Annotated in this window: 11 protein-coding genes and 1 tRNA gene; 4 read left to right on the top strand and 8 right to left on the bottom strand. The window is 65.8% G+C overall.

Annotated features, from left to right (window positions below; translation table 11 throughout):
* Positions 1 to 39: 39 nt before the first annotated feature.
* The 3 genes from infB to rimP form a co-directional block, all read right to left on the bottom strand.
* Positions 40 to 2,949, bottom strand: a complete 2,910-nt coding sequence (infB, locus tag ACE3SG_RS12820; RefSeq protein WP_374565466.1) for a translation initiation factor IF-2 — start codon at positions 2,947 to 2,949, stop codon at positions 40 to 42.
* 62 nt (positions 2,950 to 3,011) lie between these two features.
* Positions 3,012 to 4,502 carry a transcription termination factor NusA gene (gene nusA / locus ACE3SG_RS12815; protein ID WP_374565464.1) on the bottom strand — a complete coding sequence of 497 codons (1,491 nt, stop codon included), beginning with the start codon at positions 4,500 to 4,502 and terminating at the stop codon, positions 3,012 to 3,014.
* Positions 4,499 to 5,065 (bottom strand): ribosome maturation factor RimP, encoded by a 567-nt coding sequence (rimP, locus tag ACE3SG_RS12810; RefSeq protein WP_374565463.1) that lies wholly within the window; start codon positions 5,063 to 5,065, stop codon positions 4,499 to 4,501. The genes nusA and rimP overlap by 4 nt, the downstream gene beginning before the upstream one ends.
* 254 nt (positions 5,066 to 5,319) lie before the next feature.
* Here rimP and fabI point away from each other — a divergent pair, with 254 nt between their 5' ends.
* Complete coding sequence (fabI, locus tag ACE3SG_RS12805; protein WP_374565462.1) at positions 5,320 to 6,114, top strand: enoyl-ACP reductase FabI; 795 nt, start codon at positions 5,320 to 5,322, stop codon at positions 6,112 to 6,114.
* 140 nt (positions 6,115 to 6,254) lie between these two features.
* Here the strand turns inward: fabI and ACE3SG_RS12800 are convergent, their stop codons facing one another.
* Positions 6,255 to 8,516, bottom strand: coding sequence for an Orn/Lys/Arg decarboxylase N-terminal domain-containing protein (locus tag ACE3SG_RS12800; protein ID WP_374565461.1), 2,262 nt, complete (start codon positions 8,514 to 8,516; stop codon positions 6,255 to 6,257).
* A gap of 119 nt (positions 8,517 to 8,635) precedes the next feature.
* Between ACE3SG_RS12800 and ACE3SG_RS12795 the strand changes: the two genes are divergently transcribed.
* The 3 genes from ACE3SG_RS12795 (at position 8,636) to ACE3SG_RS12785 (ending at position 10,179) form a co-directional block, all read left to right on the top strand.
* Positions 8,636 to 9,073 carry an NfeD family protein gene (locus ACE3SG_RS12795; RefSeq protein ID WP_374565459.1) on the top strand — a complete coding sequence of 146 codons (438 nt, stop codon included), beginning with the start codon at positions 8,636 to 8,638 and terminating at the stop codon, positions 9,071 to 9,073.
* A gap of 34 nt (positions 9,074 to 9,107) precedes the next feature.
* The gene (locus ACE3SG_RS12790; protein ID WP_374565457.1) at positions 9,108 to 10,049 is read left to right on the top strand and encodes an SPFH domain-containing protein; all 942 of its coding nucleotides are present in this window, start codon (positions 9,108 to 9,110) and stop codon (positions 10,047 to 10,049) included.
* A gap of 40 nt (positions 10,050 to 10,089) precedes the next feature.
* Positions 10,090 to 10,179: transfer RNA gene (locus ACE3SG_RS12785), tRNA-Ser, on the top strand.
* A 60-nt stretch (positions 10,180 to 10,239) separates the two neighbouring features.
* On the opposite strand, the gene ACE3SG_RS12780 is transcribed toward ACE3SG_RS12785, so the two are convergent.
* The 4 genes from ACE3SG_RS12780 to ACE3SG_RS12765 all read right to left on the bottom strand — a co-directional run bounded on the left by ACE3SG_RS12780 (position 10,240) and on the right by ACE3SG_RS12765 (position 14,226).
* A complete protein-coding gene (locus ACE3SG_RS12780; protein ID WP_374565455.1) occupies positions 10,240 to 10,782 on the bottom strand; it encodes a hypothetical protein in 543 nt (180 codons plus the stop codon).
* A gap of 85 nt (positions 10,783 to 10,867) precedes the next feature.
* Positions 10,868 to 12,010: a branched-chain amino acid ABC transporter substrate-binding protein gene (locus ACE3SG_RS12775; protein WP_374565454.1), complete on the bottom strand. Its 1,143-nt coding sequence runs from the start codon at positions 12,008 to 12,010 to the stop codon at positions 10,868 to 10,870.
* A gap of 297 nt (positions 12,011 to 12,307) precedes the next feature.
* Positions 12,308 to 12,742, bottom strand: a complete 435-nt coding sequence (locus ACE3SG_RS12770; RefSeq protein WP_374565452.1) for a DNA polymerase III subunit chi — start codon at positions 12,740 to 12,742, stop codon at positions 12,308 to 12,310.
* A gap of 20 nt (positions 12,743 to 12,762) precedes the next feature.
* Positions 12,763 to 14,226 (bottom strand): leucyl aminopeptidase, encoded by a 1,464-nt coding sequence (locus ACE3SG_RS12765; protein WP_374565451.1) that lies wholly within the window; start codon positions 14,224 to 14,226, stop codon positions 12,763 to 12,765.
* Positions 14,227 to 14,254: the final 28 nt, after the last annotated feature.

The raw sequence follows: 14,254 nt of genomic DNA, 5'->3' as shown, positions 1-14,254 counted from the left end.
TTTCCGGCGGGGTTTTCCTGGCATGAAGCCGGACCCGCCTTACAGCGTTCGGGCGACTTCCTTGACCTCGAAGAACTCCAACTGGTCGCCCTCTGCGATGTCGTTGTAGTTCTTCAGCTTGATACCGCACTCGAAGCCTTCCTTGACCTCGCGAACGTCGTCCTTCTCGCGGCGGACCGAATCGACCTCGCCGGTGTAGATGACGATGTTCTCGCGCAGCAGGCGGAACTTCGCGCCACGGCGAACCATGCCCGACGTGACCATCGAGCCGGCCACCGTGCCGATCTTCGACGCGACGAAGACCTTGCGGATCTCGGCCGTGCCCAGCGCTTCTTCGCGCTGCTCGGGTGCCAGCATGCCGCTCATCGCCGCCTTCACCTCATCCACGGCGTCGTAGATGATGTTGTAGTAGCGGATGTCGACGCCATTGCCTTCGGCCAGCTTGCGCGCGCCGGCATCGGCCCGCGTGTTGAAGCCGATGATGATGGCCTTGGAGGCGATCGCCAGGTTGACGTCCGACTCGCTGATGCCACCGACCGCCGCGTGCACGATCTGCACCTTGACCTCGTCGGTCGACAGCTTGAGCAGCGAGGTCGCCAGCGCTTCCTGCGAGCCCTGCACGTCGGCCTTGATGATCAACGGCAGGTTCTGCGCCTGGCCTTCGCCCATGTTCTCGAACATGTTCTCGAGCTTGGCGGCCTGCTGCTTGGCCAGCTTCACATCGCGGTACTTGCCCTGGCGGAAGGTCGCGATTTCGCGCGCACGCCGCTCGTCGGACAGCACCATGAAGTCGTCGCCGGCCTGGGGCACTTCGGTCAGACCCTGGATTTCGACCGGGATCGACGGGCCGGCCTCTGCCGTGTTCTTGCCGTCTTCGTCGAGCATGGCCCGCACGCGGCCGTAGCTGGCGCCGGCCAGCACCACGTCGCCACGCTTCAACGTACCAGACTGCACCAGCACCGTCGCGACCGGGCCGCGGCCCTTGTCCAGGCGGGCTTCGATCACGATGCCCTTGGCCATCGCGTCGGCCGGGGCCTTCAGCTCCAGCACTTCGGCCTGCAGCAGCACCTGCTCCAGCAGGTCGTCGATGCCTTGGCCGGTCTTGGCGGACACCGGCACGAACGGCGAATCACCACCGAACTCTTCCGGCACCACCTGCTCGGCCACCAGCTCGTTCTTCACGCGCTCGGGGTTGGCATCGGGCTTGTCGATCTTGTTCATCGCCACGACGATGGGCACGCCCGCCGCCTTGGCATGGTGGATCGCTTCCTTCGTCTGCGGCATCACACCGTCGTCGGCCGCGACCACCAGGATCACGATGTCGGTGGCCTTGGCGCCACGGGCACGCATCGCGGTGAACGCCGCGTGGCCCGGGGTGTCGAGGAAGGTGATCATGCCGCGCGGCGTGTCGACGTGGTAGGCGCCGATGTGCTGCGTGATGCCGCCGGCTTCGCCTGCGGCCACGCGGGCACGGCGGATGTAGTCCAGCAGCGAGGTCTTGCCGTGGTCGACGTGGCCCATCACGGTCACGACCGGCGCACGCGGCAGCTCTTCGCCACCAACGGCTGCTTCTTCCTCTTCCGAGAAGGCTTCCGGATCGTCCAGCTTCGCGGCAAAGGCCTTGTGGCCCATTTCCTCGACCAGGATCATCGCGGTTTCCTGGTCCAGCTGCTGGTTGATCGTGACCATCTGGCCCAGCTTCATCAGCTGCTTGATCAACTCGGAGGCCTTGATGGCCATCTTGTGCGCCAGGTCGGCCACCGAGATGGTCTCGGGCACGTGCACTTCTTGCACCACCGGTTCGGTCGGCGCCTGGAAGTTCGAGGCGCCTGCGTCGCGGCTGTCGCCACGGCGGCCACCACGCGGGGCACGCCAGCCCGGGCGACCTGCGCCCGAGTCGGTGCGGCCCTTGGCGGCGGCGCCCTTCTTCTTGGCATCGTCAGCCCAGCTGGACGACAGCTTCTCGGACTTGACCGACTTCTTGTCGCCCGGCTTCGCAGCGGCGCCAGCGGTCGTCGTGGTCGTGCCCGGTGCGGCCTTGGGTTTGTGGATGGTGCCCTTGATGCCTTCCTTGGCAGCAGCGGGATCGGCCGGCTTCGGCTCTTCCGGCTTCTTGGCGACCATCACCTTGTTCTTGCGCGCCATCATGTCGCGGATGGCGGCGGCTTCGGCTTCGGCAGCCTGGCGGCGCTTGCCCAGATCGGCCATGCGCTGCTTTTCTTCCGCGTCGGCATCGGCCGCCTTGATCACCCGCAGACCCGGCTTGGGCGCGGGTGCAGGAGCCGGTGCAGGCGGCGGCTCGACCGCCGGGGCCGGTGCGGGCGCGGCAGCAGCCGGTGCCGGCGCGGCCTCGGCGGCGGCAGAACCGGCGGCCTTGGCTAGCGCGGCCTGGGCCTGCGCGGCGGCCTCGGCAGCAGCCTTCTCGGCCGCGGCGGCTTCGGCAGCCGCGCGCTCGGCGGCTTCGCGCTCGGCGCGCTCGCGTTCTTCACGCTCTTCGCGCTGACGGCGCTTTTCGGCCAGCTCTTCTTCCTGGCGACGAATCAGCTCGGCCTGGCGGCGGGCTTCTTCTTCGCGGCGGGCGAGCTCGGCTTCGTCGATCACCGGTGCGGCCGGTGCGACTTCTTCTTCAGGGGCGTTGCCGGGCACATCGTCACGCTTGACGAAGACGCGCTTCTTGCGCACCTCGACCTGGATCGTGCGGGCCTTGCCGGAGGCGTCGGCTTGCTTGATCTCGCTGGTCGACTTGCGGGTCAGCGTGATCTTCTTGCGGTCGCCGCCGGCGGTGCCGTGCGAGCTGCGCAGGAATTCGAGCAACCGTTCCTTGTCGGACTCGGTGAGCGAATCGTCAGGCGACTTCTTGGCGACGCCGGCCGACTGTAGCTGCTCGAGCAGCGTCGCCGCGGGCCGATTCAGCTCCGTGGCGAGTTGGGCGACGGTGGTCACTGCCATGTCTGGATTTCCTTGATCTTGATGCCGGTATCTCGTGGGCGCTTGGGTGAGGCGGTCGTTGATCAGGCGTTGAACCAATGTTCACGCGCCTTCATGATCAGCGCCTTGGCCTGCGCGTCATCCACGCCGGTCATCTCGATGAGCTCGTCTACGGCCAGGTCGGCCAGGTCGTCGCGGGTGTGCACGCCCCCATCGGCGAGCTTGGCGATCAGGTCGGGTTGCAGGCCCTTGCCTTCGAATTCGAGGTCGCGCAGATCCTGCGACACCTCGTCGACCTTTTCTTCGCGGGCGATTTCCATCGTCAGCAGCGCATCCTTGGCACGGGTGCGCAGCTCGCTGACGGTGTCTTCGTCGAAGCCTTCGATCTCGAGCATTTCCTGCGCCGGCACATAGGCCACTTCTTCGAGGCTGGTGAAACCTTCCTCGATCAGCAGGTCGGCCACCTCCTCGTCGACGTCGAGCTTGTCGACGAAGAGCTTGCGGATCGACCCCGATTCTTCAGCCTGCTTGGCGGCCGATTCTTCGGCCGTCATGATGTTGATGCGCCAGCCGGTCAGCTCGGAGGCGAGCCGCACGTTCTGGCCGCCGCGGCCGATGGCGATGGCGAGGTTCTCCTCGTCGACCACCACGTCCATCGCGTGGCGCTCCTCGTCGACGACGATCGACTGCACGTTGGCCGGCGCCAGCGCGCCGATCACGAACTGCGCCGGGTCTTCCGACCACAGCACGATGTCGACACGCTCGCCGGCGAGCTCGTTGGTGACCGCGGTCACGCGCGAGCCACGCACGCCGACGCAGGTGCCGATCGGGTCGACCCGCTTGTCGTGCGACACGACGGCGATCTTGGCGCGCGAGCCCGAGTCACGGGCGCAGCTCTTGATCTCGAGCAGGCCTTGTTCGATTTCGGGCACTTCCTGGGCGAACAGCTCGACCATGAAGCCGGGCGCCGAGCGCGACAGCATGATCTGCGGGCCACGGGCAGCGGTGTCGATGCCGGCGATGAACGCCCGCACGCGGTCACCCGAACGAAGGTTTTCCTTCGGGATCATCTCGCTGCGCTTCAAGCGGCCTTCGACACGGCCCGACTCGACGATGATGTCGCCCTTGTCCAGACGCTTGACGGTGCCGACGAAGATCTTCTCGCCGCGCGACAGGAAGTCGGTCAGCAACTGTTCGCGCTCGGCGTCGCGGATCTTCTGCAGGATCACCTGCTTGGCAGCCTGGGCACCGATGCGGCCGATCGGCACCGAGTCGACCGGCTCTTCGATGTAGTCGTCGACCTCGATGTCGTCGATCTGCTCTTTCGCTTCGAACAGCAGGATCTCGGCATCGGGGATCTGCAGGCCGGCCTCGTCCGGCACGACGTGCCAGCGACGGAAGGTCTCGTACTCGCCGGTTTCGCGGTCGACGGTGACACGGATATCCACCTCGCCACCGTGCAGTTTCTTGGTGGCCTGGGCCAGCGCTGCCTCGACGGCGCCGAACACGACATCACGCTCGACGCTCTTCTCACGAGAGATCGCGTCCACCAACATCAGCATTTCGCGGTTCATTGTTCTTGACCTCCGTCAGTTTCGCCGGCCGACTGCTCACTGGCCGACGCGCCCTTGCCTCGGCGCCCCTTGAAATTGAGCACCGGCACGAGCCGGGCTTCGCGAACCTCGTCGAAAGCAAAGTCGAGCACCTGGTCGACCTTGCCGTCGTTGAATATCAATTGCCAACCCGGGCCCGCCGCGCCACCATCGACGGCTTCAGCGGCTTGCAGCGTGCCCTGGAATTTCTTGCGGCCTTGGAAAGGCAGCTTCAACGTGATCTGAACTTCCTGCCCGGCGAAACGCGCGTAGTCTTCGACCCGCTTCAGCGGGCGATCAAGCCCGGGCGAGGAGACTTCGAGCCGCGCGTAGTCGACGTTGTCGACCTCGAGCACATATTGCAGCTGGCGGGTGACGGCCTCGCAATCCTCGACCGTGACGAACTCGTGTTCGCCGGTGGGATAGGCGCGGCCAGGCACGCGATCGATAGAGACGCGCAACAACCCGCCTGCCGATCGCTCGACATCGACGAGTTCATAACCCAACCCGGTCACCGTCTTCTCGACGGCTTGGCTCCAGCTCATTAGGTGGCAGTTAACCTTGTTCAAAAGCCCGCGCGCAGCCAGTATGGAAACGCTTCTGAGGCATCAAAAAACCTTAATCCGCCATGCAAAACGACCACGCAAAAAAAATGGGCTGGATGAATCCGCCCACTTTTCAGTGTGTGTCCGCAGTTCTAGCGAAGGACGGATTGTAGCCTGCAAGAGATGTACCCGCAAGACCTGAAGGGTGCGCGTGCGAGAATCCGCATCCACACAACAACCCCTTCGGAGACCGCATGGGATTCCTCGCCGGCAAGCGCCTTCTGATCACCGGCCTGTTGTCTAACCGCTCGATCGCTTACGGCATCGCCCAGGCCTGCCGCCGCGAAGGCGCCGAGCTGGCGTTCAGCTATGTCGGCGAGCGCTTCAAAGAGCGGATCACCGAATTTGCCGCCGAATTCGACTCCAAGCTGGTCTTCGATTGTGACGTGGGCGACGACGCAGCAATCGAGAAACTGTTCGCCGACTTGAAGACCGCCTGGCCTGAAGGCTTCGACGGCTTCGTCCATTCGATCGGCTTTGCGCCCCGCGAGGCGATCGCCGGCGAGTTCCTCGACGGGCTGACGCGCGAGAATTACCGCATCGCCCACGACATCTCGGCCTACAGCTTCCCGGCGCTGGCCAAGGCCGCCCTGCCCAGCCTGCGCCCGAAGGCGGCGCTGCTGACACTGTCATACCTGGGTGCGATCCGCGCGGTGCCGGCCTACAACACGATGGGCCTGGCCAAGGCGTCGCTGGAAGCCAGCGTGCGTTACCTGGCCGCCGGCCTGGGCCCCAAGGGCATCCGCGTCAACGGCATTTCGGCCGGCCCGATCAAGACCCTCGCCGCCTCAGGCATCAAGGGCTTCGGCAAGCTGCTCGAGGTCTTCTCCAAGAATGCCCCGCTGCGGCGCAACGTGACGATCGAAGACGTCGGCAATGTCGCCGCCTTCCTGCTGTCAGACCTGGCCGCCGGCGTGACCTCTGAAATCACCTACGTCGACGGCGGCTTCAGCCACGTGATGATTGGCGCGATGCCCGGGGAAGAATAGGCGCCTGCCCCACCCCCATGACAAAGCCCGGCGATTGCCGGGCTTTTTTGTTGCCTGCACCTGCTTAGGGCACCAGGCACAGAGGCTTGGCGCACTGAGACAGGCACTCGCGAGTCCACTAGGACTCGCTCGGCGCAGGCTCAATCCCTGACGCAGTCGACGCAATAGCGCTTGTCGCCGTTCGGCAGGTCTTCTGCCACCAGGCCGTGCACGTCAGTGTCGAAGCCCGGGAACGCCTTGTTGAACGCCCGCGTGAAGCGCAGGTAGTCGACGATCTTCTTGTTGAAGCGCTCGCCCGGGATCAGCAGCGGGATGCCCGGCGGGTAAGGCGTCAGCAGCGAGGTCGTGATGCGGCCCTCGAGCTTGTCGATCTCGACCCGCTCGATGCGGCGGCGCGCGATGTTGGCGAATGCGTCGCTCGGCTTCATCGCCGGCTGCAGATCCGACAGGTACATCTCTGTCGTCAGGCGCGCGATGTCGCCCTTGGCGTACATCTCGTGGATGCCACTGCACAGGTCGGCCAGGCCCATGCGCTCGTAGCGCGGGTGCGCGGCGCAGAACTCGGGCAGGATGCGCCACAGCGGCTGGTTGCGGTCGTAGTCGTCCTTGAACTGCTGCAGCGCAGTCAGCAGCGTGTTCCAGCGGCCCTTGGTGATGCCGATGGTGAACATGATGAAGAACGAGTACAGGCCCGTCTTCTCGACCACCACGCCGTGTTCGGCCAGGTATTTGGTGACGATCGACGCTGGGATGCCCGTCTTGGCGAACTTGCCGGACATGTCCATCCCCGGCGTGATGATGGTGGACTTGATCGGGTCCAACATGTTGAAGCCGGCCGCCATGGCGCCGAAGCCGTGCCACTTGGCATTGGCCTTCAGCACCCAGTCTTCCGGCTTGCCGATGCCGTCTTCGGCCAGCTTGTCCGGGCCCCAGACCTTGAACCACCAGTCCTTGGCGCCATAGTCGGCATCGACCTTGCGCATCGCACGGCGGAAGTCCAGCGCCTCGCGAATGCTTTCTTCCACCAGCGCGGTGCCGCCCGGCGGCTCCATCATCGCCGCCGCCACATCGCACGAGGCGATGATCGCGTACTGCGGCGAGGTGGAGGTGTGCATCAGGTAGGCCTCGTTGAAGAGGTCGCGGTCCAGCTGCACGGTCTGCGACTCTTGCACCAGCACCTGCGAGGCCTGGCTGATGCCGGCCAGCAGCTTGTGGGTCGACTGGGTCGCGTAGACCATCGCCTGCTTCGGGCGCGGGCGGCCCTTGCCCATCGCGTAGTAGGTGCCGTAGAACTTGTGGAACGCCGCGTGCGGCAGCCAGGCCTCGTCGAAGTGCAGCGTGTCGACCCAGCCGTCGAGCTTGTCCTTGATCGTCTCGGTGTTGTAGAGCACACCGTCGTAGGTGCTCTGCGTGACGGTCAGGATCTTCGGCCGCACCGTCTTGGCATCCACGCCTTGCAGCAGCGGGTGTTTGGCGATCTTCTTCTGGATCGAGGCCTTGCTGAACTCGCTCTCGGGGATCGGGCCGATGATGCCGTAGTGGTTGCGCGTCGGCGTCAGGAACACCGGCACCGCACCGGTCATGATGATCGAGTGCAGGATCGACTTGTGGCAGTTGCGATCGACCAGCACCACGTCGTCCGGCGCCACGTTGTGGTGCCAGACCATCTTGTTGCTGGTCGAGGTGCCGTTGGTGACGAAGAAGCAGTGGTCGGCATTGAAGATGCGCGCCGCGTTCTTCTCACTTGCCGCCACCGGGCCGGTGTGGTCCAGCAACTGGCCGAGTTCTTCCACCGCGTTGCAGACGTCGGCCCGCAGCATGTTCTCGCCGAAGAACTGGTGGAACATCCGGCCGATCGGGCTCTTCAGGAACGCCACGCCGCCCGAATGGCCCGGGCAGTGCCACGAATACGAGCCGTCTTGCGCGTAATCGACCAGCGCGGCAAAGAACGGAGGCGCCAGCGAGCCGAGGTAGCTCTTGGCCTCGCGGATGATGTGGCGCGCCACGAACTCGGGCGTGTCCTCGAACATGTGGATGAAGCCGTGCAGCTCGCGCAGGATGTCGTTCGGGATGTGCTGCGAGGTGCGCGTTTCGCCGTACAGGTAGATCGGGATCTCGGCATTGCGAAAGCGGATCTCCTCGATGAACTTGCGCAGGTTCAGCACCGCCGGGTCCAACTCGGGGCCGGGGGTGAATTCCTCGTCGTCGATCGACAGGATGAAGGCGCTGGCGCGGCTTTGCTGCTGGGCGAACTGCGACAGGTCGCCATAGCTGGTGACGCCGATCACCTCGAAACCCTCTTTCTGCATCGCCTCGGCCAGCGCGCGTATGCCCAGACCCGAGGTGTTCTCGGAGCGGAAGTCCTCATCGATGATCACGATGGGAAAAGAAAAGCGCTGCATGGCGGCGGCCTCGGTTGGGCTGGCAGAAAATGGAAAGCGCGAAGTGTAGGGCCGATGAATGGCCCCGAGTTGACAAGTGGCGCCAAAACCAACAGGCGCCGCCACCGCAGGAGGCGACGATGAACTGGGACCATTCGACAGCCTGGTGGGTGGCCACCGGCGTGCTGGTGGCGGCAGAGCTGGCCAGCGGCACTTTCTACCTCTTGATGGTGGCCATCGGCACCGCCGCCGGCGCCCTGGCCGCGCACGCCGCCCTGCCCTTCACCGGTCAACTGATGGCCGCCGCCGCTGTGGGCGGCGCTGCCGTGGCGCTGTGGCACCGGCGCCGGCTGGCGCAGCCGGCCGGGCCCCGGGCGGCCGAGAACCCGGACCTGAATCTCGACGTCGGCTCGCACGTGCAGGTGCCTGCCTGGGGCGAAGACCGCCGCGCCCACGTCACCCACCGCGGCGCCGCCTGGACGGCCCGCTTCGGCGGCCATGGCGCCCCCTCGCCGGGCGAGCATGTCATCGTCGCGGTCGAAGGCACCCAGCTCGTGCTCGACCGCGTGGCCGTTTGAGCGCCACCGCCCCTCTTCACTCCAAGGAAGCCTGATGGAAATCGTCGCCCTGATCGTCTTCTTCATCGCGGTGCTGTTCATTGCGCGCTCGGTGAAGGTGGTGCCGCAGCAAAACGCCTGGATCGTCGAGCGCCTGGGCCGCTACCACGCCACGCTGGCACCCGGTTTGAACATCCTGGTGCCATTCGTCGACCGGCTGGCCTATCGCCACTCGCTGAAGGAGATCCCGCTCGACGTGCCGAGCCAGGTCTGCATCACCCGCGACAACACCCAACTCACGGTCGACGGCATCCTGTACTTTCAGGTCACCGACCCGATGCGCGCCAGCTACGGCTCGTCGAACTACATCATCGCCATCACGCAGTTGGCCCAGACCACGCTGCGCAGCGTGATCGGCAAGATGGAGCTGGACCGGACCTTCGAAGAGCGCGAGATCATCAACAGCTCGGTCGTCGCGGCGCTGGACGAAGCGGCGCTGAACTGGGGCGTCAAGGTGCTGCGTTATGAAATCAAGGACCTGACGCCGCCCGCCGCGATCCTGCACTCGATGCAGGCGCAGATCACTGCCGAGCGCGAGAAGCGCGCGCTGATCGCCGCGTCCGAGGGCCGCCGCCAGGAGCAGATCAACATCGCCACCGGCGAGCGCGAAGCCTTCATCGCCCGCTCAGAAGGCGCCAAGCAAGCCGAGATCAACAAGGCGCAGGGCGAAGCGGCGGCGATCCTGGCCGTGGCCGAAGCCACGGCGGGCGCCATCCGCCAGGTGGCGGCCGCCATCCAGTCGCCCGGCGGCGAACAGGCCGTGCAGCTGAAGGTGGCCGAAAAAGCCGTCGAAGCCTATGCCCAGCTCGCGCAGAAGAACAACACGATGATCGTGCCCGGCAACATGAGCGAAGTCTCGTCGCTGGTGGCCAGCGCGATGGCACTGATGCGCAGCCCGGCGACTCACCCGGGCCCACATCCAGCCAGCCCACGCTGAACTGGACAATCCATGGGCTAGAATGCCCGGCTGTCCCTGCGGAGGGGTGGATGAGCGGTTTAAGTCGCACGCCTGGAAAGCGTGTGTGGGTTAATCCCCACCGCGGGTTCGAATCCCGCCCCCTCCGCCAGCGACCAACGAATAACGGGCCCTTGAGGCCCGTTTTGTTTTCCGGTCTCGCCGCCGCGCGCTATGGCGTTGCGCTGGCAGCCGAAGCTGCTGCTGGCGGCGCAACCGCGGGCGTGGTCGACTTGGGCATGAGATCGGCGCGGGTGCGGTCGTCGTAGTCCTTCATTTCCTCGCGCGCCTGCTGTTCGTTGAGCAGGCGGAAGCGGGAACCGATCGTCATCTGCATGCCCGACATGCCCTGCGCAGTGTCGAACATCAGCCAGTAGGTCTTGCCTGCCACGAAGTCCCCGCGCACCGCCACGTCGGGCGCCTGAACCATCGGGTTCCAGTGGGCCTTGACCTCGTGCGAACCCGGCTTCACGGGGATCCGCGCGTAGTCCTTTCGGCGCAACGACGCCATCTCCTGGCCATCGATCAGGACGTTGACGGGGAACATCGACGTGGCCTGGGTCTTCGCACGCAGCACGTACACCGTCGCCAGCCCGGGGTAATCGGTCTTGTCGGCGGCCACCGTGGTCATGTCGGGCAGATCATGGACAGGTCGGGTAACGCAGCCCGCGAGCGTGAAGGCCAGCAGCAGGCCAAGCAGAGGTCGGAATTTCATGGGAATTGAAGTCAGTGAAAGAGGAAGACACAGCAAAGAGAAAGCCGCCCTTGGGCGGCTTTCTTGCTGATGCCGAGGCGGTTGATCAGCGAACCACAGCGATCTGCTCGCGCTTGTCACCCTTGTAGGTGAACAGGGTCAGTGCGCCGTTCTTGATGTCGCCCTTTTCGTCGAACGAGATCGTGCCGGTCACACCCTTGTAGCCGTTGGTCTTGGCCAGCACCGGCAGGTACTTGGCGGGCTCGGCAGAGCCGGCCTTGACCATCGCGTCGACCATCACCATCGTGGCGTCATAGACGTACGGGGCGTAGATCTGCACGTCGGCGTTGAACTTCTTCTTGAAGTCGACCTTGAACTTCTCCATCGCCGTCTTCTGCGCGCCTTCGACGCCACCGGCTTCAGCGCACACGACCTGGCCGTCGGCCATCGCGCCCGCGGCCAGCTTGGGCAGCTCGCCCGAGCAGATGCCGTCGCCGCCCATGAACTTGGCGGTGATGCCCAGTTGCTTCATCTGGCGGATCATCGGGCCGGCCACCGCGTCCATGCCGCCGTAGAACACGACGTCGGGCTTGGCGGCCTTGATGCTGGTCAGGATGGCGGTGAAGTCCGTCGCCTTGTCGTTGGTGAACTCACGCTTGGCGATCGCGCCGCCAGCGCCCTTGACACCCTTTTCGAACTCGTCGGCCACGCCTTGACCGTAGGCGGTGCGGTCGTCGATCACGGCGATCGTCTTGCCCTTGAGCTCGGTCACGGCGTACTTGCCCAGCGTGCCACCCAGGTGCACGTCGTCAGCCACCACGCGGAAGGTGGTCTTGAAGCCTTGGCGGGTGAACTTGGGGTTCGTCGCCGAGGGGCTGATCTGCGGGATGCCAGCGTCGGAGTAGACCTTCGAAGCCGGGATGGAGGTGCCCGAGTTCAGGTGGCCGATCACGCCGTTGACCTTGGAGTCGACCAGCTTCTGCGCGGCAGCGGTGCCTTGCTTGGGGTCGCCAGCGTCGTCTTCGGCCAGCAGCTCGAACTTGGCCTTCTTGCCGCCGATGGTCACGCCCTTGGCGTTCAGCTCATCGATGGCCATGCGTGCGCCGTTCTCGTTGTCCTTGCCCAGGTGGGCAATCGCACCGCTGGTCGGCCCCACATGGCCGATCTTGATGACCATGTCCTGGGCCATCGCGGTGCCTGCGAACAAGACAGCGGCAGCAGCGACGACCACATTCAATTTGACTTGCATAGGAACGAACCTCCGGTAGGGGTAAGTTGAGAAAACTTGGGATGAGGTGCTCTCAACAGGCGAGACACGATACTCCAAAAAAAACCGCCTCCCAATCAGCAACAGGCCCGGGACAACCCGGGCTTGCGCGCCATCGGAGCATGGTTTTGGGTGGCGCCAAAACAAGCCGCAGGCGGGACTCTTGCGTCAGCACCAAACCAGGTCTTGGCAATGCAGTTCGCCAGCCTTGAACGCGGCTCGCGGCGCGGCGGATGACGCAAGCGCGTGCGCAATCGCACCAACGGCGGACACGCCGCATCAACGCTGCGGCCGATGCACCAGTTGGTGGCCCTGCGATTCGTAGCGCTTCCAGCGCGCGCGGCCGGCGGCCATGTCGTCGGCATCCAACGACACGATCTCGGCCACGCGCTCGTGCACGGCGGCCAGGTCGAGTTCGTCGCAGCCCAGGTTGATGCCGCTGTCGCAGCGCAGCCCCGGATCGGGCCGCGTCAACAACCACAGCGGCGTGCGCTCGACCATCACCGCCGTAGGTGCCGACGAGCCCGCGCGCAGCAGCACGTGGGGCGTGAAGTCGAGTTGCTCGGCCACCCACAGCGCCTGGTCCAGGCGCTGCAGCAGCGGGGGCGGCGCATAGACCGCCACCCGCGCCCCTTCACGGTATTTCTTGCGCAGCAGCCGGCCGGCGAAGTCGACCACGTCGCCCACGCCGGTCAGGAAGACGACCTCGGCCACTGCGCCCTTCTTCGCCGTGCTCAGGCCTTGCGCCCGGCACGCGCCAGCACGAAGTGCGTCAACAGACCGACCGGGCGGCCCGTGGCGCCCTTGGCCGCGCCGCTCTTCCAGGCCACGCCGGCGATGTCCAGGTGCGCCCAGGGGTAGGCCTTGGTGTAGCGCTGCAGGAACTTGGCGGCCGTGATCGCGCCACCGGCGCGCGAGCCGATGTTGGCCATGTCGGCGAAGTTGCTCTTCAGGCCTTCGTCGTACTCTTCGTCGAGCGGCATGCGCCAGCACGGGTCGTCGGCGCGGCGCGAGGCGGCGGTCAGCTCGTCGGCCAACGCGTCGTCGGGCGAGAACATGCCGGCGTGGTGGTTGCCCAGCGCAACGACGCAGGCACCGGTCAGCGTGGCGATGTCGACCACCGCCGCGGGCTTGAAGCGCTCGGCGTAGGTCAACGCGTCGCACAGGATCAGCCGGCCCTCGGCGTCGGTGTTGAGGATCTCGATGGTCTGACCCGACATGCTGGTCACCACGTCGCCCGGCTTGGTGGCGATGCCGCTGGGCATGTTCTCGCAGGCCGGGATCAGGCCGACCACGTTGACCTTGGGCTTCAGCTCGCCGACGGCGCGCATCGTGCCCAGCACGCTGGCGGCGCCGCCCATGTCGAACTTCATCTCGTCCATCTCGGCACCGGGCTTCAGCGAGATGCCGCCGGTGTCGAAGGTGATGCCTTTGCCCACCAGCACGATCGGCGCGTCTTTCTTGCCACCGCCGTTGTACTGCATGACGATGAAGGCCAGCGGCTCTTCGGACCCTCGCGCCACCGACAGGAAGGAGCCCATGCCCAGCTTCTCGCAGGCCTTGCGGTCGAGCACCTGCACGGCAAAGCCGAATTCCTTGCCCAGGCGCTTGGCCTCTTGGCCCAGCCAGGTGGGGGTGCAGAAGTTGGCCGGGCGGTTGGCCGCTTCGCGCGCCACGTTCACGCCGGCGCCGATGGCCTGGCCTTGCGCCAGGCCCTGCTTCAGCTCAGCCACCACCGCCTTGTCGGCCACCAGCGAGACCTTGGTCGGCATGGCCACGGCTTCGGCGCTGGGCTTGGTGTGGTTGTAGGCGTAACCCGCCTGCTCGACGGCCAGCGCCAGTGCTTCACCGTGGGCAGCACCGGCGCCCTCGCCGGCCAGCACCGCCAGGTGCTTCACGGCCCGGTTCTTCAGCGCCGCCAGGCCGGCGGACACGGCCGCACGAAACGCCTTGGCCGACGCGTCGCGCGCGCCCGACAGCACCACGCGCTGGCTCTTCACGCCCTCGACGTTGTGCAGGTAGAGCGTGCGGCCGGCCTTGCGCTCGAAGTCGCCGGCCTTGGTGGCCGCTGCGATGGCGCCGTCCAGCGCCTTGTCACCCGTGGCGGCCTTGCCGTCGGCTGCCAGCACGACGATCAAGGCATCGGCCACCACTGCAGAAGCACCACCTGCCGGGGTCGCAAGGGCTTGAAAGTTCATAATTTGTCTCTCGAGAAGGTGAAGGGCC

Source organism: Ideonella sp. (genome assembly GCF_041914305.1).
In the GTDB taxonomy this organism is placed as follows: domain Bacteria; phylum Pseudomonadota; class Gammaproteobacteria; order Burkholderiales; family Burkholderiaceae_C; genus Ideonella.
The sequence above is the reverse complement of the archived record's forward strand: the minus strand, read 5'-3'. Positions and strand labels throughout refer to the sequence as shown.

Coding starts and splice junctions, on each gene's coding strand:
- infB (WP_374565466.1), bottom strand. CDS start 2,949: ATGGCAGTGACCACCGTCGCCCAACTCGCCACGGAGCTGAATCGGCCC.
- nusA (WP_374565464.1), bottom strand. CDS start 4,502: ATGAACCGCGAAATGCTGATGTTGGTGGACGCGATCTCTCGTGAGAAG.
- rimP (WP_374565463.1), bottom strand. CDS start 5,065: ATGAGCTGGAGCCAAGCCGTCGAGAAGACGGTGACCGGGTTGGGTTAT.
- fabI (WP_374565462.1), top strand. CDS start 5,320: ATGGGATTCCTCGCCGGCAAGCGCCTTCTGATCACCGGCCTGTTGTCT.
- ACE3SG_RS12800 (WP_374565461.1), bottom strand. CDS start 8,516: ATGCAGCGCTTTTCTTTTCCCATCGTGATCATCGATGAGGACTTCCGC.
- ACE3SG_RS12795 (WP_374565459.1), top strand. CDS start 8,636: ATGAACTGGGACCATTCGACAGCCTGGTGGGTGGCCACCGGCGTGCTG.
- ACE3SG_RS12790 (WP_374565457.1), top strand. CDS start 9,108: ATGGAAATCGTCGCCCTGATCGTCTTCTTCATCGCGGTGCTGTTCATT.
- ACE3SG_RS12780 (WP_374565455.1), bottom strand. CDS start 10,782: ATGAAATTCCGACCTCTGCTTGGCCTGCTGCTGGCCTTCACGCTCGCG.
- ACE3SG_RS12775 (WP_374565454.1), bottom strand. CDS start 12,010: ATGCAAGTCAAATTGAATGTGGTCGTCGCTGCTGCCGCTGTCTTGTTC.
- ACE3SG_RS12765 (WP_374565451.1), bottom strand. CDS start 14,226: ATGAACTTTCAAGCCCTTGCGACCCCGGCAGGTGGTGCTTCTGCAGTG.